This window comes from Asticcacaulis sp. DW145 (assembly GCF_037101385.1).
GTDB classification, from domain to species: Bacteria; Pseudomonadota; Alphaproteobacteria; order Caulobacterales; family Caulobacteraceae; genus Asticcacaulis; species Asticcacaulis currens.
Genome location: NZ_AP029025.1, coordinates 448,394 through 472,651 on the forward strand (window position 1 = coordinate 448,394; position 24,258 = coordinate 472,651).

A 24,258-nucleotide genomic window follows, 5' to 3' on the forward strand; every position below is an offset into this window, starting at 1 on the left:
TCGAGCCTCATTTAAGGTTTCCGCCGACTGATTGAAACAAACGCCCGTTATTTCGATGCTGGCCGGTAAGCACACCTTTGTTCCTCGTCGACATCGGTGGATGCGTCCCATCTACGCTCATCGCTCGCACGGTGCGCTCTATGTGGCGCCCGGGCTAAAGATAACAGGGGGTACGAGTTAGAATTTTATGGTCAAAACAGCGCTTCCCGACCCACCCTGGCCGTCAGATACGGTGTATGGGAAGTTCAAAGTCTGACCTCTCGTGATTTGTGTGGCCAGCGGCATGGCTGGTGAGGTGACCGAAAGCGTTCCTCCGTCGCTATCGCTACAGTGGCTTAGGAAGGCAGAGGCAGGCACGTTTACCGTTGTCGAGTTGGTGCCATATGGCGGCGCCGGGATGTTCAGCGTTATCGTCCAGTTGGTGCATACCGGCGAGATGTTCGCAGGCGCTTGGACGGTGATGTTGACGATTGCCGGTGGGCTGGTCCCGCCTGGTCCGGTGGCGGCGTAACTGAAACTGTCAGGCCCTGAATAGCCGACGGCTGGTGTGTAGTTGGCCGTGGTGCCACTGATCGACACAGTTCCGTGTGTCGGAGCTGAACTAACAGACATGGAAGTGTAGACGCCACTGGGAGATAGTGCCACCGAGCCAGGAGTATTATAGGCGACGGTCAGTGATCCATTTCCTGCCGAAGGTGGCGGCGGTGCCGCAACGCTTACGTTTACCATGGCGGGCGCGCTGGTCCCTCCAGGCCCGGTGGACGTGTAGGAGAAGCTGTCCGGTCCATAGTAGCCAGAGTTGGGTGTGTAGGTTGCGGAGGTGCCCGTAATTGAAGCCGTCCCATGGGCAGGCAAGGTTAACAGGTTCAATAAAGTGTAGACCCCGCTAGGAGCGAGAGTGGCTAAGCCCTGCGTATTGTATCCCGCAACAAGGGACACATTTCCGGCACTCGGGGCTGCTGGGTTTGAAACGGTAACATTCACTGTAGCCGGTGTGCTTGTACCGCCCGGGCCCGTCACAATGTAGGTGAACGAATCCGCCCCGTAATAACCCGCAGCTGGCGAGTAGGTCGCAGATGTGCCCGAGATTGTCGCCGTACCGTGCGCCGGTACAGACGCTATCGCTAGCGAATTGTAATTGCCGGAGGGCGTAAGAGCTACTGTACCTGCAGTGTTGTATGCGACGGTCAAAGACGCTGGACCCGCGCTGGGCGCCCCGCTGACCTTGTTTGCCTGAGTCCTATTTCCGGCAGCGTCGTATTGATATGAGACTGCGCTTCCATCGGGATAGACCGCACTTATAACGCGACCTAATGCGTCATACGCATAGGTTGTGAGAGTCTGCGGCGCCGCTGGCCCTGCCATTAGCGCTATGGCTGCTGATGTGGTGAGCGAGTAACTTAGCCTGCGGAAGGCAGTTCTAATACTGCGCCTACTACTGGTGATTCTGGTCACGGTACCCCCCTGTAACCTATGACGTTTTTTAACTTAGCGTTGCTTCGAACTCCAAAAATTGCAAGGTTTATTTTTTCTACGAAAAAGTCAAAAAGTTTCAGGATCTTGAACGGACCGCATTACCGAATGCTACTTTTTCGTGTTTTCCATCTTGTGCAGCGCCTGAAAAGCTGCTCAACCTTATGTTGGCTTGTGAATTCACCGAGCAGTCATGGGCGCTTCACCTGGCGATGTTGGCCTTGCTCTCGCGACGTCAGTAATTTGTTTAAATTCACGTTCTTGCAGTTGGAAGGGTTCGCAGCTGACGGCCAGTGTATTGCTCAGTGCTAAGTATCTCTATTACTTTTTGGAATTGATGCAGGATTAGTGTGGGCTTTAGTTTTGGTCAAGCATACAATAGTAAAATTTACAGCTTAAAGCAGCTAAGGGGGGAATCATGTGGAGTAAAGACCGTATCAAATCAGTTCTGTTTTCGGTCACGATTGGTTGTTTTTGCCTATTTGGGCAGTCGGCAAATGGTCAGTCTTTAGGAGAGCAACCCGCAATATTGCCGATCGTTGATCAGAATGGCGTGAACTTGGCAACAGGCGAGTTCACTTTGCCCGGCCTCAATTTGGAAGTGCCCGGGTTGGCGCGCTCATCGCAAAATGTCCTTCGAGCGTCGACTGGCGGGGTGAAAGACATTGATAACTTTTCTGATAGCTGGAGTATCTCCGACGTTCAGAGATACCAGTCTGGCTTCAGTTATATCATGCGCTTTGTAAACGTCAGTCTGGGGGGACGGACGTATAGATTTTGGTTGGGTGCTGGAAATACAAGCACTTTAAACTATCAACAGAATCCTTATAAAGTTTTTGATGGAAGCGCGGCTACATTTGATTGCCCATCAGGGCCTGCCCAAGTAGAATTGAGAAACGGAACGTGCTTACTACGCCTAGCTGATGGAACCGTCGCAGTATATCAAGATGGTAATTTTCAATCGGTTGTACAGCCGGACGGTGAGGTAATTAGGGCAATCGAGGTCGACTCGACGGCTGTGGCACGCGTCAGTTCACGTGGTTGGGCATTAAAGTTGACTAAATCGTCCGGGGTCGTGAGTTCTGTTGCCGCCATAAATACGTATTTAACGCCGTGTGTCCCTAACAATTGCAACCCGTTAGACGGCGCGCCTCAAGTTACACTCACTCAAAATGGAGCGACACGGTCAATTTCTCGAAACGGTACTGTTGTAGCAAATTACAGCATCACCGGCGACACAGTAAAAGTCTGGGCACCAGATGCACCAGCTACTACCATAAAGCTCTATCCGGTTACAAACACATTAAATTCAGGAAAAGTATCGACGGTACAAATTGGTAACTCAATTTGGACATATAACTACAATGGCAATCAAACGACGGTAACCGGTCCCAACGGGGCCAGCAAGAGCGTATGGTCCGGTGGAGGGGGGACCAGAATTGATGCTGCATCTGATGAAGCGGGTCGAGTAACGACTTATGAGTACACCAGCGGCGATTTTATCGCCCAACGCTTGATAAAGGTAATCAATCCGGATGGAGATGCTAACACTGGGGGTTTTACGTATTGGCAATATAGCAGCACCGGAAATCTTGAGAAAATATATGTAGTGCCCAAAAACGGTACAACCGGAGGAGCTTATGACGTTCCCGCCGCGCAAGTGACTTCAATGAGTTACGCGGTTTGCGATGCGCCGGGTACTGGAAATTCGAAATGGTGTCGCAAGCCTCTAACGGTTACGGATCCTAACGGAGTTGTCACCACTTACACGTATCGAAATTCGGACGGAGCGGTAAGCACTGTATCGTTGCCGACTATTAACGGGATCACACCACAAATTCGGTATAGTTACGATCAATTGACGCCTTACGCGATGGCTTCCTCCGGTGTGCTGGTGCCACAGGAGCCTATTTGGATGCTGACGGGGACGTCCTCTTGTATGAGTTCGAACTGGACGGGGGGAGTATGTGGGGCCGGTGCCACCGACGAACGTAAGACCGTTATTTCTTACACCGTAAGTAACCTACTGCGAGCTTCAAGTATCCTTGGGTGTAACGGCTGTGCACCTGACCAGGTTAATTCCGTTGTATATGATGGTTATGGTCGCGTGCTGATCTCCGACGGGCCAAAACCCGGGGCAGTTGACGAGATCTATACAAATTATGATCCAATGGGCCGTGTTGTTTCGCAGATTGGTATTGATCCAGATGTCAACGATGCAAGTAGAAAACGGATCGCGCGCAAAATTGAATTCGACTCCTCCGGGCGCGTCCGCAAAGAGGAAGTGGGGCTGGTCACCGGTAAAACTTATAATGGCTCGAGCGCTCTTGCTCGGCACGCCCAGGCGGCATTCGATTTTGAAAATACATTTTCAGTGAAGAAATCTAGTACTGTCGCTTTTGACCCTTTAACAGGTATGCCCAACATTCAGCGGCAATTTATCGGGGCGGAAAACGGATATCCAAGAAAACTGGTTCAGTTTACTTATGACAGTCTTCTGCGGATCTCTTGCGAAGCAGTACGTAGCAATCCAAGCGCACAGCTGCCTTCATCCGCGTGTGTTCAAGGCTCTCCAGCATTAGATGGTACGGTAGATGGTATTTTGAAATATAACTATCATCCTATTATAGGAGAACTTGTTAGCGTAGAAAGTGGCGTGGGGACGTCATTGGCGCACTCTGAGTATATCAAAAATTTTGATTATAATGGTGCCAATTCTAGTGGAAATTTAATCGACATTTCTGATGCCAAGGGTAACAAAACAACTTACAGCTACGATGGATTTAATCGACTTGTAGATGCGTGTTTTCCAATGGCGAATAACGGAGCGGTCCCGAACGCTAATGATTGCGAGCATTCAGTGTACAAAACCTCTACTCTGATTGGCAGTTCCCGTAGCACCAATTTGCTAGAAAAACAAATTCTAAGGGACGGGCAAATTGTGACCTATGGGTACGACCTTCAGGGCAGAATTGTTAATATAGGTGGGGCGGCATCCGAAAGTTTCGCCTATGATAATTTTGGCCAAGTTACGTCTCACTCCAATGCCACTTTGGGAAACCAACTGAACGGGGGGGCAAGCTACCAAGGCTATGTTTACAACGCGTTGGGTTGGGTTATGTCAAGTGCCCAGCCTGCGGGTACAGTAGGCTACCAATATGACAGTTACGGTCGTGTTGCGCGAATCGTCTATCCCGGCGCCGACAACTTTGGTGCCGATTACACTTATAATAATGCTGGTAATTTGGTGGAAGTGAATGTGGGTAACTCAGCTGTACTCACTTTTAAATATGACGAGTTCGGAGCTCGAAAAGAGCTTGTTCGTTCGAATGGGCAAAACACCTCATATACTTTAGACGCAAATAGACGAGTGTATTCGATTATTAATGGCGCGTACAGCACTCCCCACTATAATAAAATAACATACACTTACAATGCACTGGACAAAATAAGAAGCAAGTTTTCTGAGAATCCGTTGTACGCCTATTCACTATCAAATCAAAGTATCGTTTATACGACTGATGCTTTGAACCGTATTTCGCAAGTAAACTCAGCGCAAATCGAATATGATGGTCGTGGGAACTTCAAATCCGATGGGGGCGGAATTTACGCCTATAATTCAAATAACCTTCTGGTTTCGGCCATTCAGTCGGGTATTGCGACGAACTTAGGTTATGACGCCGAGGGACGGCTCAGCTCTGTAACCAAGAACGGCAGTACTACGCGCTTTCTCTATGATGGAAGTGCCATGATTGCTGAGTATGACGGGAGTGGGGCTCTCCTGCGTCGCTTTGTGCACGGACAAAGTGAAGATGAGGCCTTATTGCAGTTTGAAGGTCAGGGATTGGCTGACCGTCGATTCTTGCACGCCGACGAGTTGGGATCGATCGTTCTGATCACTAATGGATCCGGTTCTCAGGTGAATATAAATAGGTATGATGAGTTTGGTGTTCCATCTGCCGCTAATGGAGGTAGATTCCAGTATACGGGCCAGATTTGGTTGCCGGAAATTGGCATGTATTACTATAAGGCGCGCATGTACAACCCTGTAATTGGGCGCTTCATGCAAACCGACCCAATCGGTTACTCACAGGGAATGAATTGGTATGCGTACGTTGGTAACGATCCGGTCAATTACCGTGATCCAAGCGGCCTCTGCTGGTTTGGTTTCCTTTGTTTCAATGATCCGCGCTCAGACACCTCCCAAAATGAAACGGCAAGTTGTGAAATGCAGTCCCCGGGGGCGCCTTGGGAGCCCTGTGGGCCGGGAGGTGGCGAAAGAAGGTGGGGGCCCTTTAGGGACCATTTTTATGATTGCGCGTTAGGGACAATGTGCGGGTACATGCAGAAACAATGGGAACAATCCTCTTGGAGTGAAGCCTTGGTTAACCTAACTAGAACGGATATGTCGTGGAGTCTTTCATCAATCGGTGATAAACTTGCCAATTGCACAGGAAATGGGACAGAATGGGCAAAGCGTGCTGAAACCGCAGACAAAGTTGCTACTGCGGCGGACGCCACTGCCTTGGCCTTCTCTGGCGCAGCCCTGCTCACGTCCGAAACTGGTGTTGGGGCTGCGGTTTTCGGGGGAGCGGCTACCGTAGCCAAAGGCACCTCAATCGCGGCATCAGGGTACTCAATTTATGCTAATTATAAAGATGGGAATTATCGCGGGGCTGCTGGCGGTGTACTGGAAGTGTTCGTTGGCCGAGCTACCACTAAATCGTTGGGGGGACTTTTGAAATATAACGAAAAGCTTGGAAACAGCCCCGGCGGTCGTGGCGGCGAATTACTGAACGATGCGATGGGTACCGCCTACGGTAAGGCAGCCTCAAAAATGGTGTGTCAATAGAAGTCGGCTAAAATGACGAAGTTCATATTTGCTTTTTTGCTTGTCTTTACCGTGTCAATAGTGCTCGATTGGTGCCTTCACGGGCGTGTCCAAAATTTGCACGCAGGTATATCCCGTAAAAAGGAGACTAGTTATAAATTTCCGAGCTCAATGAGGTTTTTAATGCTCCTTGTGCCCGTTTCTTTGTGCGCTTATTCCTATGTGCGTAATGAAGATATTGACTCAATACCCGTGTACGCGTTCATGGCTTCATATTTAGTTTTCAATATATACAGCGCATTTTACTTTGTTCGACAAATGAAATGAGATTCAAACGTTTTTTTGAAAATATTTTACAAATGAAATAATAATGAGCGGATGCGGAAAGGTTTATCCTGCATCCACTTCTTCGGCATCACGGGAAGTGCGGTCCATTATGGTGCTTCCCTTTACTGTCAAATTGTGCACTCCAAATACCGGGGGCAGAAACCAGCCATATTGTACTTTCATAAGTAAAGAAGTGAAATTTAAACCTGATTAATTCCAGGATATAAACATTGATGTGGAAGTAATCTGATATCGCCTTTGAATCTGACCTCAAGGTTTTGGGAAGTCCACTTCGATGCCTGACTGGCCAAAAGCCATGAGGTATGGCCCGCATTGTGAGAGCGCCGTTATGGCTCTTGTTTCAGACCTAAGCGCTTGATCGGTGAGTGGTTTGGAAAGGTCACGTTTGATCACTGGAGGTTTTGCCAGATTCCCTAGCGGTGAAAACGTGACCTCAAGTGTCACAGACAGTGTGTCCTTGTCTGCAATTCTTTGCCAGCATGGCTCAATGGCTTTCCAAAGGTCGTTTGGCGTTTTCCGGTCACGGCCCTCGACCTTGACCATTGATGTCGCAGCATTGGTTGTAAGACCGGTAGCGGTTTCTGCCCCTTGTGGGGTGAACAGGTCTTCTCCCAAGGCTTGCGCCAAAGATGAGGCCTTTGGTTGCGCTACAGTCAGAGCGACGGCAGTATCCATTGGCGTTGCCTCTGACAGCGCCATGAATTTCTCCATTGCAGATGTGGCGTTGGGTGTGTCCTCGGATTGCCTGGGAGTTGTTGACTCCACGAGCGAGACATCCATGGCGATCTCTGCGCCCTGCATAAGATCGCCCTCGCTGCCGTCCATGCCTTCTATCGGCAGGCCCTTTGAGGACGAGACGGCGAATACATAGAGCAGACCGAGGTGCAGGCAAACGGCAAGTAACAGGCCGAAGGCCTTCTGACCGCTTTTAACCTGTGATGACCCACCCTCAGACATGTTGAATGAATACACCAATTTGTTGAGCCGACAAAAGCCCTGAGTTATGGTTCCGGTATTGGGTGGGGTATAGTTTTGCCGAAGAAATCAACCGAAGATGGGTTCATCATGATCGACGCCGTAACGGGCGTCATGATCATTGGGCTTACCGCGGCCGTCGTACTCACCGCGCTAGGACTATCGCGCACCTATCGCGAAAGGGCTGAGACTGATCGAGCCGCCGCTGTTGCGTTTTCCTATCTGATGGCGACCGTTCCTAAAACCCCAGGCTCAGTTTCGGGGGATGTGTCGGGGTTTCGATACGAGGCTGAGGTCTCGGAAGAGGGAGTTCGCGATTTTCGATTTTGCCGCGTCGATCTTAAGCTTAAGCATTTGCGCCTCAGGAAGACCTACCGGTTGAGCGGGCTCAAACCCTGCCAGGATCAAGTCCTATGAGGACCGTCAGGGAAGAGGGCTTCACCCTGACCGAGGCAGTGATCGCCCTGCTGGTAATCAGCCTTTCGCTAGCCGCTGTCCTGCAACTCACTAGGCTGTCTACCGCGGATCAGAAACGAACAGTTTCACAGGTCGTTCAAGCCAAGGCGCATCGGGAGGTGCTTGGCAAGATCGAAGGCGACATTCGCGCCATTGAGCCTCTCTATTCAGATCAGTTTTCTGCCATGCCCCAAGGACTAAAATGCCTCTCTACCGCCGCCAAGCCGTGTGAGGTTCTGGCACCTGGGGGTTATCAGTTCCGATATGTGGTTGCGGGTCAGGAAACATCCCATTGGCCGTTAACTCTAAATGGGGACAATAGCGCCGGATATGCGACCCAGGATCGATTAAACGCCTTGATTGTACTTGATAAACAGGGCAAGGTTGTAGGCGCGATCGAGCTTAAGGTGGATCAACCCGCAGACTGTCAATTCGACATGATCTCCCGGGCGTGCCGCAGGCCGGACGGTGGGGAAGCACAGTCATCGCAATCCGAGGGGGAGGGGCCTTGAACGCGCTCAGTGCACAATCTGGTGAGATCAGGCCGTTTACGCGCGTCATTACAACGCCGCCCGCCTTCCCGTGGGACCAGGAGAGAGCCGCCCAGCTTGAAGCCCGTCATACCTCTCCAATGGCGGGGATGACGGGAGGAAGTCTGACCATTGTCGTCAAGCGCCTGAAACCCTGGCGCCCGAGAGAGATGGGGCGTTTTGCCGCCGTTTACCTTAAAGGCAATGTTCCCCCTCAAGGGCTCTCCATCACCGTCGATGTGCAAGGTCAACCGATCAAGGTCGAAATTGCGTCAAAAACCGCCCACGCGGCTCAGCTGCGCCAAAGGGCCTGGCTTGTTGGCTCGGCCATTATTGTGGGTCTCGCCCTAACGCTCCAGATTGGCCTTGTCGTCAAACGCCGGGCAGAGATTCAAGATCGCCTGGCGCAGCTTCAGCCGCAGATCGAGCGCATGGCCAAGCTGAACGCTGGCATGACCAAAACGCGACAAAACGCGCAGGCTCTTTCTGACCTGGATTTACAAGGCCGCGACGTTCAAGGCGCCATCAATGCGCTACGAACCGTCACTGTCTCTCGGGACCCGGCATCGCGCATTGAAGCCTTTCACTGGGATCGGGGCGACTGGGCCATCGAGGTCCGCGGCGAAGCTGCGCCATTGAAAGAGGGGACGATCACGCTCGAACGCGCGCCCAGGCCGGTCAGGCGGGGAGTAGTGCTGTGGGTTTATAGTCAACCTCGCGAGACCGTGCCGGCATCTGAAGAGGGCGCTCGATGATTGATTTAGCGAGGCCTCGTCGTCAGACCAATCTGAGCGTCGCGCAGCTCTGGCCCATGGGCGTTGCCATCGCGGCAACAGCCCTTGTGTCGGGAAGCGTCTATATGTTCTCGATGCCGGGTGAGGCGGAGGGGCGGCTGGCCGCCATGGAGGCTCAGCTTAAGTCGCTTGAGGCCGCATCGAAGCTGCCTGGAGATGTTCAGGCGTTCCCGGCGGGGAGCGTATGCGGCGGAAAGCTTTTTTCAGGCTACAAGGATCAGCTGGCCTTGGCACTGGGTGGAAGTGGCCTTGAGGTCGGTGTCCTGGAAATTGCCCAGCCTGAAACCACAAAGACGCGGATCCCGCTCCAGGTCTATGCGATTTCCGTCAAGGCGAGCGGTCCTTACGAGTCGATGGTCAACGGTCTGAACGCTCTCTCAAAGTTCCGACCCACGCTTTTTCTCGACACTGTCTCGGTGCGCAATAAGACCGATGCGGTCGAGCTTGATCTTAAGGGGCGCGTGTTTTGCCGGTAATTGATTGGGAAAAAGTAGCCCCCGCTGCGGCGATTGCCGCCGGACTCTGCGCGGTTGTGTCCTTTTGGCTTGATCCGTCCAAGCCTCTGCAGGCCCGAATGGATAGCCTTCAAGCGCAGCTGAGAGCCTTGCCCAGAGCGGGGGGGGCATCTCAGCCTACCGCGCCCTCTGATGTTACGCTTCTCTCCCAGCAACCGATCTTCGTCATGTCAACGGGCGCGAACGCTTACAAAGAGAAGGCGGTTAAACTCATCGGCATTTCTATCTCACCGGGTCGTAAGGCCGCGCTCGTGTCGGTGGATGGTCAGCCCGCCGTGTGGATGGGTGTCGGCGAAACACAGGATGAACTGGTTCTGATTGAGGTCGGATCCAATGCCGTGCGCTTTGACACCCCTGTCGGCGCGCGCACGATCAATATCAACGAGCCCGCAACGGGCGGGGCAGGATAATGCAGTCTAAGTGGATGAAAGCGACGGGCCTTGCGCTCTGTCTGTCAATGAGCATGGGTGTGGTCAACGCACCGGCGATGGCCCAAAGTGCACCACAGCCCAAGCCTGCGGCGTTCAGCTATAATTTTAAAGATGCGGACATAGCTCAGGTTTCAGAAGAGATTCTCGGCAACGGTTTGGGCGTGAACTACCGCGTCGATCCGGGCGTGACGGGAAAGATGAACTTCCGTATTGATCAGCGCCTGACAAAGCCGCAGCTTCTGGCCGCCTTTGAGGGCGCGCTCAATGCCTATGACATGGCGATTGTGCGCGAAGGCGAGACACTCGTGGTCAGGCCCATTGCCAATGCGTCCGTGGGCGCGTCAATCAACGACGGGTCAAGCCGTCTGAGCCGCGTTGGCTATCAGGTGCGCGCCGTCCCTATTCAGTATGCGGCCGCCTCTGAAGTGGCCAAGGTTCTGGAGAGCCTGTCGCGCGAGAAGCTGGTTCTCTTCAGTTCGGACAAGTTATCTCTCATCCTGTTGGGCGGCACTGCCGATGAGATCGAAAGCGCCATGTCGTCCATTAAGCTCTTCGACCAGAGCACTTTATCAGATGCCCGTATCCGGTTCTTTTCATTACGCAATGCCAGTGCGTCGACCGTCGCGGGTGATCTTGAAAAGATGTTGAAGGCCTCAGGCACAGGCTCGGTGACAATCGCGCCCATGAAGCGGCTCAACGGTGTCTTTGCATTCTCCCGCTCAAAGGAGGTTCTGGACGAGCTGAGTGGCTGGGTAACGCGCCTGGACGTGCCGTCGACCGATCCGGCGGTCAGTTTCCTTGTTTATCGGCCGAGAGGCGTTTCGGCTGACGCTCTGGCAAGAACCCTGAACCAACTTCTCGGTCTCACCAACGTGACAAGTCGCGAGGTATCAACCAGTCGTGAGACACCGGCCGGTGAAAGCACTACGGCGGCCGCCGCCTCAGAAGCCATAAACGTCAATAATGAAAGCAATATTCGCATCGTCGCAGACAAGGAGACGAACACCGTCATCGTCAGCGCCCCTGAGGCTGAGCGTGTGCGGATTCAAAGCGTATTGAATGAGGTCGATCGTGAGCCCGCGCAGGTGACGATTGAGGCCTCAATCGTTGAAGTGACGCTCAATAACGAGTTCAGCTTTGGGGTTGATTGGCAGACCATCAATGGTGCGCTCAGCGTTTCCAACTATACGACCGACTCCACGAGCCTCGCGCCCCAGGCGCCGGGCTTTTCAGTCAACTACCTGAGAAGCGACATCAAGGCCGCGCTGAATGCCCTGAGTTCCAAGTCCAAGGTGCGCATCGTATCGGCACCCAAAATGACCGCTCGGGAAAACGCTACAGCCTCACTTCAGATCGGGGATCAGGTCCCCATTGTCAAACAAAACTCACAGTCGACCAGTGCGGGTAATGCGCCTGTCGTATCCACGATTGATTATCGGGACACCGGTGTTTCGTTGAAGGTCACGCCGCGGGTCTTGAACGATAACCGCGTGGCTATGGATGTCACCCAGGAGGTCAGCTCGGTCGCACGCACCCAGACCTCGGGCATCGACTCCCCAACCATTAAACAACGCAAGCTTCAGAGCAGCCTCATTATACCGGAAGGAACGGTCGTGGCGCTTGGCGGTCTGATCAGTTCGTCGGAAAGCGACAGTGAGGGCGGCGCGCCCCTCTTGAAGGACATTCCAGGTCTCGGAAACCTCTTCAAGCAGCACTCAAAGAACAAGGATCGGACCGAGCTGATTGTGCTCATTCAGGTGACCATTCTGCGCGATCAGTCAGGGTTCAACCGGCAATGGGAGAATTTTGGGGCGGATATTCGCGAACTGGCGGGACGACGCCTTGCGCCCGTCGAGTGAAGAAGGATATGCCGCTATGACCGCTCTGATTATCTGTGCGGGCTTGAGCGTGATCTGCGTGGCGATCCTCGCCCTGGCACAGCAGGATCGCAAGCGGGCGGAGCGCGAACTGGTGCAGGTCGAAATGGACATCGCCATGGATGAAGCTCTCTTGCGCACGGCTGCAGATATTATGGCATCGGAGGGCGAGCCCATCCTGTCGCGAGACTACACCCTGGGGCAGCGAGATGTACATGTGGCCGCGGAGAATGAAGCTTTCAAATGGCCGCTGGATAAGGTCGCAGAGATCTCCGAAGTGACCCTCGCTCACCGCACCAAAGCGATCAGTGTTGGCGAGCTCAAGGCCGCCAAAGAAGGGCGGGTTGAGACGCGTTTTAGATGGCCGGTGAATGATTGCTTTCGCCAACTCGCGTCACCGTTTGGCTTTGCGCCTACAGACAAGGACAGGCCCAGCAACAGCACAATGTTCATGACTTCGGCGAAAGATGGGCAGGTCTGGCGCATGCGGGTGGTATTAGGCCCGCGGGTCCGCGAGCAGTTGATACGCCTGACCGGTGATCCCACCCGACCGTTTGCCGTCATACTGGATGATGTTTATTCCGTAGGTGAGATGCCTTCGTGTTTTCTGTCGTGAGGGTTCGTGTCGAGTGGCTTCAACAAGCTGATTGACCTGTCTGGCCCGGGGAGCCGCGGCGTCGCATGGAAAATTGGCACGAAGAACGTCTCAAATCGTATCGCCGTATTGCCAAATAGAACGCCTGGAGCAATAGGGGCACGATTAGCCAAAAACAGTTAGCAAGCCTAATTGTCTACGAAAACGGCGATAAAGTTCACCCTTCCGTCGGAGTGACAACCCACTGTCCATAGATAGACCGGTTTTTGTGCGATAAAAGCCGTAGTCAGTGTGGACACAATCACAGAATAATTTTCTTCGGTTTTATTTATTCGAAGTTGATTGGGGAATTGGCAGTTTGCAGGATTGTTAATTGGCCCATTCACTTTGACTTCAAACCCCATCTCCCTGGCGCTGATTTGCGCAATACGAAATGTGTCCGTAGCCCCTCCGGCGTGCACGGGTGTCGATGCCGCAGATAACAGCAAGGCTAACCCTGATGCGATTTTCAAACCTTTTTGCATTCTGAGTCCCCCTAGGATTGTATTTCACCCTATCGTCCAACGCGTGCCTTTGCAATATTCAAACGCCGGACATGCACTTGAGGGTTTAACGATCGGGCGTTTGCTCGCGGCGCAGCCCAATTGGTAAAAATAGGGCTATTGTCAGTCACCTACGGTTGTGTATGATGATGCGAACTGGGGGGGATCATGAGAAAAGTGTTTTCTGTTTTTGCCTTGATGCTGCTGGTCGGGCTTCAGGCTACAGCAGCGGCTGCGGATATCGTTCGGGGCAAGATAATCAAAACCGAAGGGCACGTAAGTCCCAATTGTCGGACAGTCACTTTTAAAAGAAGTGACAATGGGCAGATTATGCTCTTCAGAATCGCGGCCACTGGTCAGGAAGACGGTGTGTTGGCCGTGACCCTTACAGCGCTAACGACGGGGCTGGATGTTGCCATTGCCTTTGAGCAAGGGCAGACGTCTGGTTGTGGAACCGAGCCGCGCATCATCTTCATTACACTCATCGCGGCCGGTTATTGATTTTCTGAGTGTGCGGCCGCTGTCCATGGAGGAAACGCGTGAGGCGTTTCTTAGGTATAAGGGAACTCCTAGCATGAATTTCAAGGTATTTGCGCTTTCGACAGTCGTTGCGCTCGGCATAGGCATGTTGGCACACCCTGCCAGGGCGGTTACCCAATGTGAGACAAACGTTACACAGGTGTGGGCCGGTAACGATGGGACTGTATGGGTCGATTTTGCAAACGGATTGGGCGTGCCCGTCCTGTTGAACAATCCCGGGAGAGAGGCAATGCTGTCTTTGGCGACCACAGCTCTGGTGACTGGCCGCAAAGTCGTGGTCAGGCTGCAAGCGGATAACGCGCCATGCACGGGGGCGCGTTCCGATCTTCTGGGCCTTTATCTCGTTTGATATGTCAAACGCTGACGTAAGGAAACTGATGATATGAAGAGAACGCTTTGCCTTATTCTGTCGATGATTGCCATTGCCAGCCCATCTGCTGCCTCCATGACGGGCTTTGGCACAATCAACACAATCATCTACATGAAAAACGGAGCTATTCTTTTTAATACCAGTGCAGAGCGCACTACTCCGACGCCAGCCTGTCAAAGTGCAACCTTCCCCAAACGGTTTGCCATAGATGCAAGCACCGTTTCGGGTCAGGCCTATGCCAGTGGTCTAATAACCGCCTATGCCATGGGCAAGAAGGTCAGGATTACTGGAACGGGGACGTGTGATATTTTTTGGGACACAGAAACGGTTCAGTACTTCGAAGTTGAAAATTGATTATTCACAGTGAGCGGATTGACAATGAAATACTCAAGGTTCGTCTTTGCTGTGGCCGCTCTGTTTGCGCAAAGCGCGCCAGCTTATGCGGTGTCGCAGTCGGTAAATAACGCCAGGATCACTCTTGTCGAACCGACATACATGCCAAGCTTCGTTGCGTTTAAGATAGACAAAGCAGCCGGAGCCTGCGCCGCAGGTCAGTTTCTCAAGTGGTATGGTTCAGGTGCGGATCCCTCCGAAAAACGTGATAACGTTCTGGCGATCTATTCGGCGGTATTGACGGCTATGGCGGGCGGGCGGGCAATCAATCTCGGGGTCGATGACGCCACTTGTAGCGTAACCGTATTCCAAATCATCTAAGTCCGGCACTATTTTCGAAGATGATTTTTCGTTAACCGCCTGCACCTAATCCATGACAATGCGGTGAATTTTACACCGGGTAATCCCGAAGCCCCAGAAATCGGACTCGGTGTTGACAACTTCAACGACCATGGTCACCGGACGGTTCGTCAGTTTGGCCGAGAGAAACAGGCTCATTGCGCGGTCTCGATTGATGATCTGGTCATCGGGGATATAAAAAAGTGCCCACCCCTGATAGAGGCATTCAGCTGGAACGCCAGGCGGATTGCCCGAGGCGCGGATCCAGACCTGATCATAACCGCTGCTGGAATTTCCTGTCATAACCGAGTGGATCTGCGGAACGGTGACTGTTGCAGCTACTCCAACGGAAGGCAGAAGGAAAACGCCAATCCACGTTGCCGTTGCTGCCAGTATCCGAACCCATTTCATTCCCGAACCCTTTTGCAACGAGGCCCAAATCCGCCTCCCATCTCTCACCCCAGCAGATACATTCCCGCAACATCATACCGTATGCTATTACAACTGACGTTGTCCGCCTGATAGCGAACCCTCACGCTAAGTTTTGAAACCAGCGCGGTTGTCGCCAGCGACAATATGGCTTCCCGGTTTATATCGTTCGGAGAAATGACTGCAGCCCCTCCGCTGCTCAAGGTAATCCAAATATGTCCATTATCGCCCGCCCAGATCTGGGTGACGGTGCCCTGACACTCCGTGACCGCGTGGGCGTGGCTTGACATAAAACCCAGGCTCAACCCAAGGCAGCCTGCTATCAACTTGAAGAAACGCACCGGCTTGCTCCTTAGTTAATCTTTTTAGTCTTTTCGAATGCGCATCGTAATGATGCGCGGTGAACCGAAACTGCAACCATCCACGATGAAGTTTACGTCCTGATTCAAGCTGTAGGCCGTCAATGCGAGGCTCAACATCGCGTCTCGGGACGGTAGGCTTGCGTCAATGATATAGCTGTTAGGATTGGAACATCCATCTGGATTATAGACATTGCCTTCAACGAAAAGGCGAATGTTTGGGTCGCTCCATCCCACTTCAACAATTTTAATCTTGGTCCGTGGCGTGTCATCTGGCGTTGCGTTGACAACACTGGCCATCAGGACAAGGACGCCGGAGAGTCGAATTGCATTTACAGTCTTCATTCTTGTCTCCCTTCGCAATAAGCATGGCATTAAAGACGCTCTGGATCCTTGCCACTCAAAAAAGAACGGCTTCCGCATGATCTAAACGTGTCCGAAACGGAACGATCCAGCGCACTGCCTTGAGTCATAGCTACGGTACCGGAATAACGGTAAAGCCGTTCAGAGGGACCACAACTACCCTCACACCGCTGCTCGGCGACCCCGTCACCGTTTTTTGGGTGCGGTTTCCAGCAGCGTCATACTGATACTCGACGACGGTACCGTTGTCATAGGTCACCTTGGTGACCCGCCCCAAGGCGTCATAAACGAACGCGGTCTGACTTGCGGATAACGCAATCAGAAAGGATGAAGAAAGTGATAGGGCCGTGGTCAACATGCATTACTCCTTTATATGGACAGCGATGACGCGAGGTGTGTCGTAGATGCACCCTTCGACCACCAGACTTACCCGGTGTTTCAGGCTGTAAGCGGTGAGAGCAAGGGATGTCAGCTGCGCATTTGCCACCAGATTGGCGGGAATGATATAGCCTGACGGGTTAGAGCAATTGTCAGGATTAACCTGCGGTATATCCAGGAAAATACGTAAATTGGGCTCGTACCATCCGCCGTGCAACTCGGTAATTCTCCCGACGGGCGTGTTGGTGGCGGCGGTAGCTGAATTTGCAAATAATGCGATAGCCAGGGCGAGCCTCAGGTAACGGAACGCCTGGTGGCAGAAAATCGATTTCCTGTGCTGCGTTATTGAAAACCTACTCATCGAACCTTTGCCCTGAGTTCTGCGACCTGGGATTTCAGGTCCTCTATTTGTTTTTGCTGCGACTTCACGGCTTCGACAAGCAATGGAATGAGGCTGGTTTCCCTGACGCTCAGGCTTCCATCCTCGGGAGAGGCCGAAACGGCTTCCGGGAGAACTTTTTGAAGATCTTGCGCAATGAAACCGATTTGTCGTTTTCCGGTCGGAAGGTCTAAATTCTTGCCAATTTCACGCGTTTCTGCGGGGCGCCAGTAGTAGGTAACGCCTTGTATCTGACTTAAAAGGGCGGTCGCGTTTTGAAGCGGGGCCACCTGCTGCTTGAGCCGGGCGTCAGAACTTGTGCTGTAGCCTTGCGTAAAAACGGCGGCTCCATTGACGTAGAGTTTGGCAGAAGGTGACGTGGTGCCTATGCCAACGTTTCCAGTTGCCCCCATGACTACGAAGTTACGCGTATAGCCAGAGCCACTCCAGTTCGCGATATAGGCATCGTTTTTAGTTGCCCCAAAGGCAACGTTGGGTGTGTCGTCCGAGGACCCATCGGTTGAGAAGCCGAGCTTTCGGTCACTCGTCGCCCAATCCGGGGCTGAAACCCAAATGTCGCCACCTTCGACCCAAAGTTTCTGTGGGGGCGTCGTTGTGCCTATGCCCACATTTCCGGTAGCACCGACCACGACCAAATTGCGGTTATATCCGGAGCCACTCCAGTTGGCGATATAGGCGTCGTTTCGGGTGGCCCCAAATGCCACATTTGGTGTGCTGTCTAACGTTCCGTCTGTAGAGAAGCCGAGTTTTTTGTCACTGGATGCAAAGTTGACATCTGTCATCCAAATATCACCGTTATGCACCCACAGCTTCTGTTGTGGCGATGTTGTGCCTATCCCCACGAATCCAGACCAGTTGGCCAAGCCAATGATGGGGGCACAGTTCAGATCGGCCATGACCTGGCCCGCGTCTGCGACCTGGCCGTTTTGAAGCGGATGAGGGTACTGGGTGTTCGTGCATTGCTGCGCAAAGACGGGCGCCGCCATTGCAATTGGCCACAGCAGGCTGGCCGCGAGTACGACTCTAAAGGCTATACTCACCATGAAGCGGCCCCCCACGTGAACTGTCCCCAAGTGGCCGCCGGAGCCGCGGTTACGGTTTTGGCAATTCGATTCCCCGCCGCATCGTATTGATATTCGATTAAAGTCCCGTTTGCGTATTCAACCCTGGTGACGCGCCCCAAGGCATCATACGCGTAGCTTGTCTGACTGGCGGCGCTTGCAAGCGTAAGCGCAGCCGCGAAACCCGCGACCCCTATCAGCATATCATCCCCTCCTTGTGGCTTAAGCCTGCTCTTATTTCAGGCCTACATTCGCGCTTGTCAAAGATTTTTTCTTTCAGGGGTTGATCGCGCGATGAGAGTGGCGTCAAAAGGTTTGAACTTACAGAAGCGCAATACGCGGGGGAGAATATGACGAAACGCAATCCAAACCTTTGGTTATGCCTAAAGGCTCTGATGACCACCATATGTGGCGCCAATTGTTTCGCACGCCTCTCCAATGCGTGTCAGAAGATCTGTGGAGCTTCGGGTAACCGTGCCGAGCGAAAACATCTTGGAGATCGCAGTGTGGGGGCACATTTAAAGAGCGTAAGTCGGACGCCTTGCGTCAAACCAAACACTGCTGGCCTAAATAAACCTGTTGCCGCATTTCTTTCTGCATCTCTGCTCTGGATATCGGGATTAGCGTCCGCTGAGGCGAGTGCTGCTACCGGAGTAAGAATTACCCACATTATTCCTAATCGTGCCGGGATCGTGGCGGTTTATCTGGATACCGCACGCGTCGGTTTGCCCGCATGTGCGGGTACAACGTCTGTGACCTTTGAGTTTGATGCGACTACTCCCGCTGGCCAAGCTATGCTATCGGGCCTTCTGGTCGCATTTTCCGGTAATTTTCCGATTGATGCGGTGGGCACGGGTACCTGCGATGTAGGCGGGGGCACGGTGGAATCCCTGGCTTACTTTGCGGTGCGCAGATGAAAATGAACGAACGACAAAGGTGGCGATCAGAGGCCGGTTACACACTCACTGAGATGCTGGTGGTTATTCTTATCATCTCGCTTATTGCAGCGGTCCTGACACCCTCGTTGCTTGGCCAGTTGTCTCGCTCGCGTGCCAAGACAGCCGCGCTTCAGATCGACACGACGACAGCGGCGTTGGAAAACTACCGCGAAGACATGGGGCAGTATCCGACGCAGACCGAAGGCCTGGCCGTGCTCGTCTCGGCGCCTGCCGAAGGGGCCTGGCTTGGCCCCTATCTCAAAGACAAGAAGTCCCTCAATGATCCTTGGGGCCGTCCGCTCCTCTATTACGTCAGCGCGGAAGGGGAGGCAAAGGTTACCTCATTGGGAGCCGACGGGAAAACCGGGGGCAAAGGTGTTGATCAGGATATTGTTGGCTCGGTTCGCTGACGAAGATCATCTCCTCTATGCCACCTGCCTCGTCATTCTCGTTTGTCCCGGATATGCCGTCGCCACTTATGGGGGTGCTTGGCGTCGCGGTGGGTCTCGTGCTGGGGTCGTTTGTTACGAATACAGCCATTCGCTCAACGCGCGGTGAGCATAACGGATTCGGACGATCCGTATGCGATCGCTGTTGCACGCCCTTGGGATGGCATGAGACCGTTCCATTGGTTTCTTTTTTAATCCAGCGTGGTCGCTGTCGGACCTGTAAATCCGCAATCGACCCCGTGCATTTTTGGGGAGAGGTTTCAGGAGGTGTGGGGCTTGCCCTGCCGATGTCTCTTTTGCCGGCTCCTCAAGCCGTGCTCGTGGCTTTGTTAGGTTTTTTATTACTTGCGCTCGGTGTGATTGATATCAAGACGTTCAGATTGCCTAACGCTTTGGTGTTCTCTGTCCTCGTCTGCGCAGCTTCATTGTCGGTCCTGAGAGGTGATGCTTTGATCGCACTCTTATGGGCGGCTAGTGTTTACCTGGTCCTCAAATGTTTGCAGTTTATCTTGCAAAGACGCTCTGGTGTAACGGCCCTGGGGGACGGAGATGTCAAACTGATGTCGGTGTTAGCGATCTGGCTTGGACCGACTGTGGCCTATGCATTTTGTCTGGCCAGTTTGGGTGCCTTGCTATTTATTGTTGTAAGGAGCCATAAAGGGCGAATACCGTTTGGGCCGTTTTTGGGGTTGGCCAGTTTTTTTGTGGGGGGGCTTTTTGAGGTCGGCATTCGCCTTTAGCCGTAGCGTTAATAAGACAAACATGACCGTGTCGCCTTCGAAACCTAGAGTTAAATGCGTGGCTAGCCTGGCCCGGTGTGGGATTTAGAGATCAAGCAATCAAAAGGGGGGGCGAATGAAAGCTCTGAACTTAGCTGGAGTTCGTAAGGCATTAGGTTTTATCGTTTTTTGGATATTTGTGTCTCCGGCGTTCGCGCAGAGCGGATCGGTCTACAGCTACGATGCTCTGGGGCGGCTAACCACGGTGGGGCAGGGCGATGGCAGTTATGCCAGCTATAGTTATGACTCAGCGGGTAATAGGACATCCAGGACGACCCTAGCGCTGGGCAAGTTCATGCAAAGCTGGGAAGCAGAAGCGCTACCTCATCGCGTGGGGTTCGCCGAAGATGATGGGTGGGCAGCAAACGTTAGTACAGCTTCTGATTACATGACGTTTGGACCTTACAGTCCCAGCGTTCCGCCTGGCGACCGCGTGGGGGTATGGCGAATGCTAATCGACAATAACACGGCCGATGATGCTACCGTAGTAAAACTTGAAGTGTATGATTTTACCGCTCTTCAGGTTTTAGCGACACGGGTCGTTCGTCGAAAGGAGTTCACCGGCTCATGGCAGTATCAGCATTTTTATCTTCCATTTTCGATGGATGCGAGCCGTGTCGGACATCAGATTGAATTGACAACCCTATATCTCTACGGCGCCCATATACGGGTTGACCGCGTTGGCGTCAGCAGCGACGCTCAAAGTGGTCAAGATCTGGCTGCCGGTTGGTCTCAATCCTGGGAGGCCGAAAATCTTCCGCATCATACGGGGTTTGCCGAAGGCGACGGGTGGGCGGCAAGCGTCAATTCGCCGCCAGAGCACATGGTGTTCGGACCCTATGTAAACGTCGCTGTCGGCTCGCGGATGGCGGTCTGGCGGATACTGCTCGATAACACGACGGCAGATAATCGCGGCATCGTGCGGCTTGATGTGTACGATGCAACGACAAGTGAAGTTATTCGGGAAGTTACGCTCTTTCGCAGCGCATTTCCTTCGGCGTGGACGTACGAGTACTTCGGTCTGCCATTCGTAGTGGGCCCGGAGCGTAGCGGGCATCTTTTTGAATTCAGGACTTATTATATGGGTTGGTCTCACGCCCGCGTCGACAAGATTGGCCTGAAATAATGAACGACAGCTGGGATTTTTCGGAAACTGAAGCGTTTGCGACCTTTCAGCGCGATGACGTCATCGACCACCTTCTGGCGTCGGGTCGGCTGAGCCCGGAAGCGGTGTCGAGAGCAGAAGCCGTGGCACGGCGCTCGTCACAGCCGATTGAACTTGTCTTAAATCAACTTGGCCAGTTGTCAGACGATGATCTTGCCGACGCATACTCCGCCGTAACCCGTTATCCTGTCTGGGAGCCTCTAATTGACGCGGCTCAGATCGAACCAGAGACGCTCGGACTGGGGCCGGAGTTTTTGCGTAAAGTGAGGGTGGTTCCCCTCCGCATTGAAGAGGACGCGCTTGTGTGCGCCGTCTGTGACCCGTTTGATGCCGAGATGCGCGCGGGCTTAAGCTTCGCGACCGGACGCGAGTTACGTTTCCTGATTGCGCGTATGATGGATTGGCGTACAGCCTTTGATCTTCGCGCCGAACCTCCCGTTGCAGAGTTTGATGAGCGGCGCATTGAGCGTGATCTGGCGCTCGTGGAGGATGCGAGCGTCGAGGGTCAGGCGGTGGAACTCGTGAATACGGCCTTCGCAGCTGCAGTGGACCGCGGGGCGTCGGACATCCATTTTGAACCTCACCGCCATGATCTGTTGGTCCGCCTGCGCATCGACGGTCACCTCAGCGATCTGATGACGGCTTCGAGCGACCTTTCCGCACCCGTTGTCTCACGCATCAAGGTGCTCTCAAACCTGAATGTAGGAGAGCGGCGCCTGCCTCAGGATGGTCGCGCCTCCTTGGTCAACGGTGGGCGTGCGATCGATGTTCGGGTGGCAACCGCACCCACCGTATTCGGAGAAGCCGCGGTTTTACGTCTTCTTGACCGGGCCCAGGCCCCTCAGGATATTACCTCGCTGGCCTTGCCAGCGAATGTCATGGCGCTCCTTGAACGCGCCGTACGAACGCCGCATGGACTGTTTCTGGTCACCGGTCCTACGGGGTCCGGCAAGACAACGACGCTTTATGCCCTTCTGGCGGCCTTCAAGGGCTCGGGTAAAAAGATACTGAGCGTCGAAGATCCCGTCGAACGACATTTTGAACACGTCTCACAGACCCAAGTACAAAGCCATATCGGTCTGACTTTTGCTGCCTGCTTGCGCGCCTTCCTTCGTCACGATCCGGATGTCATTCTCGTTGGCGAAATACGCGATGCGGAAACGGCGGCTGTGGCGGTTCAGGCCGCTATGACGGGGCACCTGGTCCTGGCCTCCGTGCACGCCAATACCGCGCTTGCCGTGGCGCCCCGGCTCAACGATATGGGGGTTGAACCCTATCAACTGGCGGCATCGCTGAAAGGCGTGATGGCACAGCGTCTGGTCCGTCGTCTGTGTTCAGCCTGTAAGGTCGAAGACAAACCCTCTGAAGCCCTAATCGCTTATGCCGAGCGGCTCGGACACCAAGCGCCTGCACGAATATTCCGTCCGGTCGGATGTCCTCGGTGTCGCGGGCAGGGCTATAATGGGCGACTGGTTTTGGCTGAAGGTATCTGGGCGGATGATCCGTTCCTGGCACTCGTTGGGGAAGGCGCAAATCTAGACCTGTTGAAAGCGCATGGCCGCACAGTGTCACTGCGCACCATGGCAGATGAAGGGTTCGACCTGATCTGTCAGGGTGAAACGACCCTCGAAGACGTACTGACGGTCACAGATGACTAGCCGTTACACATACCAAGCGATGGGGCCGACAGGGCGCGTGGAAAAAGGCGCGATCGACGCGCGAGATGAGGCGGATGCGTTTGCCAAACTACGCGCTCAGCAGCTTCAGCCTTTAAGGCTCAACGCCCAAACAGGATCCTCGTCGCCACCTCTTAAGCTGCCCTTCCTTTCCCGGCATCGACCGCTCGACCTTGAGGCGCTGCTTACCAACCTCAGCGTCTTGCTGCGGGCGGGTGCTGATATACGCACAGCTTTGGGTATTTTGGATGACGAGGGGAAGGGGTTGAAGGCTGCCGCCGGCAAGATATTGAGCGGATCGACGATCGAAGCGGCGCTTACCCCCTTGTTTCCCGCGGGTCAGAGCCATCTGGGGGCTTTGATTGCGGCGGGTGAGGCGAGGGGGGACTTGCCATCGGGCCTGGAGGCCGCCGCAAAGGTGTTAGCGGCCAGACGTCTGATTAGACAACAGCTCTTTGAGGCATTGAGCTATCCCGCTTTCGTCTTCGTCACAGCGATTGCGGCTCTTGCAGTGATCCTGCTCGTTGTTGTGCCGGCGATCGCGCCCTTGCTGGATGAAACAGGCCAGTCCATCCCTGTGTATTTCCAGGTGATCCTTTGGCTCAGTCAGGGCCTGCAATGGGGCTGGGCGTATCTTCTGGGCGGCATGGCGCTAACGGTTGTTGGGACTTATCTGGCTTACCGCTATGGCAATTTCAAGCGCGTGCTCGATCTGTGGTGGTTAGGCGGCCCAATGGGGACCATCGTGCGCGGACTCGTCTATGGCGGTTTTGCGCGCGGGTTGGGGGATACCTTGTCAGGTGGGGCGCCCGTTACAGACGCTATTCGACTTGCGCAACGCAGCGTGGGTTCCGAGAGCGCGCGCCAGCGGATCGACGCGGTTCTGCAGGCCGTTCGGCAAGGTCGGCGGCTAAGTGAAGCCCTGTCACACGTTGAGGGGTTTCCGACGTCTATCCTTAAGCTTTGCGAGGTCGGAGAGACATCGGGTCAGTTAGGGCCCATGCTCGTGCGTGCTGGTGAACGAAGTGAGGCAGAGGCGCTATCGAGAATATCCAGGCTGTCAAAGATTTTAGGCCCGGCACTTATCCTCGGCCTCGGCCTCATGATCGGCGCGCTCATGGGCGGGGTGTTAACGGCCCTCACTCACATAGGTGGTGTGTTGGGCGCTTAGCACCTGAAGGTAGAAATTGGCTCTTGCCAAAGGTGTTGTTAGCGTGGTTACCTCCTGAGGTAAATCGGCTTTGGGGAGATG

The 24,258-nt window shown here is 53.7% G+C and carries 26 protein-coding genes and 1 pseudogene; 18 read left to right on the forward strand and 9 right to left on the reverse strand.

Annotation, left to right across the window (positions count from 1 at the left end):
* Positions 1–1,891: 1,891 nt before the first annotated feature.
* Positions 1,892–6,325: an RHS repeat-associated core domain-containing protein gene (locus tag AACH73_RS13240; RefSeq protein ID WP_338736239.1), complete on the forward strand. Its 4,434-nt coding sequence runs from the start codon at positions 1,892–1,894 to the stop codon at positions 6,323–6,325.
* Positions 6,326–6,901: 576 nt separating this feature from the next.
* On the opposite strand, the gene AACH73_RS13245 is transcribed toward AACH73_RS13240, so the two are convergent.
* Positions 6,902–7,624 carry a hypothetical protein gene (locus AACH73_RS13245; RefSeq protein ID WP_338736351.1) on the reverse strand — a complete coding sequence of 241 codons (723 nt, stop codon included), beginning with the start codon at positions 7,622–7,624 and terminating at the stop codon, positions 6,902–6,904.
* A 93-nt stretch (positions 7,625–7,717) separates the two neighbouring features.
* Here AACH73_RS13245 and AACH73_RS13250 point away from each other — a divergent pair, with 93 nt between their 5' ends.
* The 7 genes from AACH73_RS13250 to AACH73_RS13280 all read left to right on the forward strand — a co-directional run bounded on the left by AACH73_RS13250 (position 7,718) and on the right by AACH73_RS13280 (position 12,846).
* Positions 7,718–8,044: a hypothetical protein gene (locus tag AACH73_RS13250; RefSeq protein ID WP_338736240.1), complete on the forward strand. Its 327-nt coding sequence runs from the start codon at positions 7,718–7,720 to the stop codon at positions 8,042–8,044.
* Complete coding sequence (locus AACH73_RS13255) at positions 8,041–8,595, forward strand: type II secretion system protein (protein ID WP_338736241.1); 555 nt, start codon at positions 8,041–8,043, stop codon at positions 8,593–8,595. Before AACH73_RS13250 ends, AACH73_RS13255 begins: the two co-directional genes overlap by 4 nt.
* A complete protein-coding gene (locus tag AACH73_RS13260; protein ID WP_338736242.1) occupies positions 8,592–9,368 on the forward strand; it encodes a hypothetical protein in 777 nt (258 codons plus the stop codon). Before AACH73_RS13255 ends, AACH73_RS13260 begins: the two co-directional genes overlap by 4 nt.
* Entirely contained in the window at positions 9,365–9,883 is a 519-nt protein-coding gene (locus AACH73_RS13265; RefSeq protein WP_338736243.1) for a hypothetical protein, read from the forward strand. The genes AACH73_RS13260 and AACH73_RS13265 overlap by 4 nt, the downstream gene beginning before the upstream one ends.
* A 206-nt stretch (positions 9,884–10,089) precedes the next feature.
* Positions 10,090–10,332 carry a hypothetical protein gene (locus AACH73_RS13270; protein WP_338736244.1) on the forward strand — a complete coding sequence of 81 codons (243 nt, stop codon included), beginning with the start codon at positions 10,090–10,092 and terminating at the stop codon, positions 10,330–10,332.
* The gene (gene gspD / locus AACH73_RS13275; RefSeq protein ID WP_338736245.1) at positions 10,332–12,212 is read left to right on the forward strand and encodes a type II secretion system secretin GspD; all 1,881 of its coding nucleotides are present in this window, start codon (positions 10,332–10,334) and stop codon (positions 12,210–12,212) included. Before AACH73_RS13270 ends, gspD begins: the two co-directional genes overlap by 1 nt.
* A 16-nt stretch (positions 12,213–12,228) precedes the next feature.
* On the forward strand, positions 12,229–12,846 hold the full coding sequence (locus AACH73_RS13280) for a hypothetical protein (RefSeq protein WP_338736246.1): 618 nt from the start codon (positions 12,229–12,231) through the stop codon (positions 12,844–12,846).
* Positions 12,847–13,013: 167 nt separating this feature from the next.
* Here AACH73_RS13280 and AACH73_RS13285 read toward each other — a convergent pair whose 3' ends face one another.
* A complete protein-coding gene (locus tag AACH73_RS13285; RefSeq protein WP_338736247.1) occupies positions 13,014–13,349 on the reverse strand; it encodes a hypothetical protein in 336 nt (111 codons plus the stop codon).
* 186 nt (positions 13,350–13,535) lie between these two features.
* Between AACH73_RS13285 and AACH73_RS13290 the strand changes: the two genes are divergently transcribed.
* The 4 genes from AACH73_RS13290 to AACH73_RS13305 all read left to right on the forward strand — a co-directional run bounded on the left by AACH73_RS13290 (position 13,536) and on the right by AACH73_RS13305 (position 14,991).
* Positions 13,536–13,868 (forward strand): hypothetical protein, encoded by a 333-nt coding sequence (locus AACH73_RS13290; RefSeq protein ID WP_338736248.1) that lies wholly within the window; start codon positions 13,536–13,538, stop codon positions 13,866–13,868.
* Between the two features lie 73 nt (positions 13,869–13,941).
* A complete protein-coding gene (locus tag AACH73_RS13295; protein WP_338736250.1) occupies positions 13,942–14,256 on the forward strand; it encodes a hypothetical protein in 315 nt (104 codons plus the stop codon).
* Positions 14,257–14,289: 33 nt separating this feature from the next.
* Positions 14,290–14,631, forward strand: coding sequence for a hypothetical protein (locus AACH73_RS13300; RefSeq protein ID WP_338736251.1), 342 nt, complete (start codon positions 14,290–14,292; stop codon positions 14,629–14,631).
* 24 nt (positions 14,632–14,655) lie between these two features.
* The gene (locus AACH73_RS13305; RefSeq protein ID WP_338736252.1) at positions 14,656–14,991 is read left to right on the forward strand and encodes a hypothetical protein; all 336 of its coding nucleotides are present in this window, start codon (positions 14,656–14,658) and stop codon (positions 14,989–14,991) included.
* Between the two features lie 45 nt (positions 14,992–15,036).
* Here the strand turns inward: AACH73_RS13305 and AACH73_RS13310 are convergent, their stop codons facing one another.
* From AACH73_RS13310 to AACH73_RS13340, 7 genes are all read right to left on the reverse strand, one after another.
* Positions 15,037–15,420, reverse strand: coding sequence for a hypothetical protein (locus AACH73_RS13310; RefSeq protein WP_338736253.1), 384 nt, complete (start codon positions 15,418–15,420; stop codon positions 15,037–15,039).
* 44 nt (positions 15,421–15,464) lie between these two features.
* A complete protein-coding gene (locus AACH73_RS13315) occupies positions 15,465–15,779 on the reverse strand; it encodes a hypothetical protein (protein ID WP_338736254.1) in 315 nt (104 codons plus the stop codon).
* Positions 15,780–15,803: 24 nt separating this feature from the next.
* A complete protein-coding gene (locus AACH73_RS13320; protein WP_338736255.1) occupies positions 15,804–16,142 on the reverse strand; it encodes a hypothetical protein in 339 nt (112 codons plus the stop codon).
* 130 nt (positions 16,143–16,272) lie between these two features.
* Positions 16,273–16,518 (reverse strand): RHS repeat domain-containing protein, encoded by a 246-nt coding sequence (locus AACH73_RS13325; RefSeq protein WP_338736256.1) that lies wholly within the window; start codon positions 16,516–16,518, stop codon positions 16,273–16,275.
* A gap of 3 nt (positions 16,519–16,521) precedes the next feature.
* Positions 16,522–16,899: a hypothetical protein gene (locus AACH73_RS13330; RefSeq protein WP_338736257.1), complete on the reverse strand. Its 378-nt coding sequence runs from the start codon at positions 16,897–16,899 to the stop codon at positions 16,522–16,524.
* Positions 16,896–17,834: a tail fiber domain-containing protein gene (locus AACH73_RS13335; RefSeq protein WP_338736258.1), complete on the reverse strand. Its 939-nt coding sequence runs from the start codon at positions 17,832–17,834 to the stop codon at positions 16,896–16,898. Before AACH73_RS13335 ends, AACH73_RS13330 begins: the two co-directional genes overlap by 4 nt.
* 140 nt (positions 17,835–17,974) lie before the next feature.
* Positions 17,975–18,202 (reverse strand): RHS repeat domain-containing protein, encoded by a 228-nt coding sequence (locus tag AACH73_RS13340; protein WP_338736259.1) that lies wholly within the window; start codon positions 18,200–18,202, stop codon positions 17,975–17,977.
* Positions 18,203–18,918: 716 nt separating this feature from the next.
* On the opposite strand from AACH73_RS13340, the gene gspG reads away from it, so the two are divergent.
* The 6 genes and pseudogenes from gspG to AACH73_RS13370 all read left to right on the forward strand — a co-directional run bounded on the left by gspG (position 18,919) and on the right by AACH73_RS13370 (position 24,177).
* On the forward strand, positions 18,919–19,347 hold the full coding sequence (gene gspG / locus AACH73_RS13345; RefSeq protein WP_338736260.1) for a type II secretion system major pseudopilin GspG: 429 nt from the start codon (positions 18,919–18,921) through the stop codon (positions 19,345–19,347).
* 68 nt (positions 19,348–19,415) lie between these two features.
* Positions 19,416–19,652 (forward strand): annotated as a pseudogene (locus tag AACH73_RS13350) (prepilin peptidase); the annotation flags it as partial.
* Positions 19,653–19,655: 3 nt separating this feature from the next.
* Positions 19,656–20,126, forward strand: coding sequence for a prepilin peptidase (locus AACH73_RS13355; RefSeq protein ID WP_338736352.1), 471 nt, complete (start codon positions 19,656–19,658; stop codon positions 20,124–20,126).
* Between the two features lie 115 nt (positions 20,127–20,241).
* Entirely contained in the window at positions 20,242–21,291 is a 1,050-nt protein-coding gene (locus AACH73_RS13360) for an RHS repeat domain-containing protein (RefSeq protein WP_338736261.1), read from the forward strand.
* A complete protein-coding gene (locus AACH73_RS13365; RefSeq protein ID WP_338736262.1) occupies positions 21,291–22,988 on the forward strand; it encodes a GspE/PulE family protein in 1,698 nt (565 codons plus the stop codon). The genes AACH73_RS13360 and AACH73_RS13365 overlap by 1 nt, the downstream gene beginning before the upstream one ends.
* Positions 22,981–24,177 (forward strand): type II secretion system F family protein, encoded by a 1,197-nt coding sequence (locus tag AACH73_RS13370; protein WP_338736263.1) that lies wholly within the window; start codon positions 22,981–22,983, stop codon positions 24,175–24,177. Before AACH73_RS13365 ends, AACH73_RS13370 begins: the two co-directional genes overlap by 8 nt.
* The last annotated feature ends 81 nt before the right edge of the window (positions 24,178–24,258 follow it).

Coding starts and splice junctions, on each gene's coding strand:
- AACH73_RS13340 (WP_338736259.1), bottom strand. CDS start 18,202: ATGCTGATAGGGGTCGCGGGTTTCGCGGCTGCGCTTACGCTTGCAAGC.
- AACH73_RS13265 (WP_338736243.1), top strand. CDS start 9,365: ATGATTGATTTAGCGAGGCCTCGTCGTCAGACCAATCTGAGCGTCGCG.
- AACH73_RS13305 (WP_338736252.1), top strand. CDS start 14,656: ATGAAATACTCAAGGTTCGTCTTTGCTGTGGCCGCTCTGTTTGCGCAA.
- AACH73_RS13285 (WP_338736247.1), bottom strand. CDS start 13,349: ATGCAAAAAGGTTTGAAAATCGCATCAGGGTTAGCCTTGCTGTTATCT.
- AACH73_RS13335 (WP_338736258.1), bottom strand. CDS start 17,834: ATGGCCGATCTGAACTGTGCCCCCATCATTGGCTTGGCCAACTGGTCT.
- AACH73_RS13365 (WP_338736262.1), top strand. CDS start 21,291: ATGAACGACAGCTGGGATTTTTCGGAAACTGAAGCGTTTGCGACCTTT.
- AACH73_RS13300 (WP_338736251.1), top strand. CDS start 14,290: ATGAAGAGAACGCTTTGCCTTATTCTGTCGATGATTGCCATTGCCAGC.
- gspG (WP_338736260.1), top strand. CDS start 18,919: ATGAACGAACGACAAAGGTGGCGATCAGAGGCCGGTTACACACTCACT.
- AACH73_RS13320 (WP_338736255.1), bottom strand. CDS start 16,142: ATGAAGACTGTAAATGCAATTCGACTCTCCGGCGTCCTTGTCCTGATG.
- AACH73_RS13325 (WP_338736256.1), bottom strand. CDS start 16,518: ATGTTGACCACGGCCCTATCACTTTCTTCATCCTTTCTGATTGCGTTA.
- AACH73_RS13280 (WP_338736246.1), top strand. CDS start 12,229: ATGACCGCTCTGATTATCTGTGCGGGCTTGAGCGTGATCTGCGTGGCG.
- AACH73_RS13290 (WP_338736248.1), top strand. CDS start 13,536: ATGAGAAAAGTGTTTTCTGTTTTTGCCTTGATGCTGCTGGTCGGGCTT.
- AACH73_RS13360 (WP_338736261.1), top strand. CDS start 20,242: ATGAAAGCTCTGAACTTAGCTGGAGTTCGTAAGGCATTAGGTTTTATC.
- AACH73_RS13310 (WP_338736253.1), bottom strand. CDS start 15,420: ATGAAATGGGTTCGGATACTGGCAGCAACGGCAACGTGGATTGGCGTT.
- AACH73_RS13250 (WP_338736240.1), top strand. CDS start 7,718: ATGATCGACGCCGTAACGGGCGTCATGATCATTGGGCTTACCGCGGCC.
- AACH73_RS13370 (WP_338736263.1), top strand. CDS start 22,981: ATGACTAGCCGTTACACATACCAAGCGATGGGGCCGACAGGGCGCGTG.
- AACH73_RS13240 (WP_338736239.1), top strand. CDS start 1,892: ATGTGGAGTAAAGACCGTATCAAATCAGTTCTGTTTTCGGTCACGATT.
- AACH73_RS13255 (WP_338736241.1), top strand. CDS start 8,041: ATGAGGACCGTCAGGGAAGAGGGCTTCACCCTGACCGAGGCAGTGATC.
- AACH73_RS13330 (WP_338736257.1), bottom strand. CDS start 16,899: ATGAGTAGGTTTTCAATAACGCAGCACAGGAAATCGATTTTCTGCCAC.
- AACH73_RS13270 (WP_338736244.1), top strand. CDS start 10,090: ATGTCAACGGGCGCGAACGCTTACAAAGAGAAGGCGGTTAAACTCATC.
- AACH73_RS13295 (WP_338736250.1), top strand. CDS start 13,942: ATGAATTTCAAGGTATTTGCGCTTTCGACAGTCGTTGCGCTCGGCATA.
- gspD (WP_338736245.1), top strand. CDS start 10,332: ATGCAGTCTAAGTGGATGAAAGCGACGGGCCTTGCGCTCTGTCTGTCA.